The organism is Halomonas sp. ND22Bw (genome assembly GCF_003011945.1).
Taxonomy (GTDB): domain Bacteria; phylum Pseudomonadota; class Gammaproteobacteria; order Pseudomonadales; family Halomonadaceae; genus Halomonas; species Halomonas halophila.
In genome coordinates this window covers 1-269 of sequence record NZ_PXWD01000940.1, presented here as the reverse complement: position 1 = coordinate 269, position 269 = coordinate 1, and the positions used below count along the sequence as shown (strand labels likewise).

The window sequence follows — 269 nt, the reverse complement described above, 5'->3', positions numbered from 1 at the left end:
GCGCGACGCGGTGTCGCCCGCCGGCAACTTGCGCATGTGTCCGTCGAGATGGGCTTCGACCTGCCGCTCGGTCTCGGCCACGAAGCCGAGGCTCACCGGATCGCCCAGGCGCCCTGCCACCAGGCCGAGGCCAAAGGCGCCTGCATACCAGAGCGGGTTCAGGCGCGACGGATGGGCGCCGAGGTCGTCCAGCCGCTGGCGGGTCCAGGCGAGATGGTCGGTTTCTTCTTCGGACGCGGCCATGAGGTGCGCTCGCAGCGTCGGGTCCT

Annotated in this window: 1 protein-coding gene; it reads right to left on the bottom strand. The window is 71.0% G+C overall.

What is annotated here, in order from left to right:
- A partial coding sequence (locus CVH10_RS20930) for a demethoxyubiquinone hydroxylase family protein (RefSeq protein WP_369335931.1) occupies positions 1-258 on the bottom strand: 258 nt, incomplete at its 3' end.
- Between the last annotated feature and the right edge of the window lie 11 nt (positions 259-269).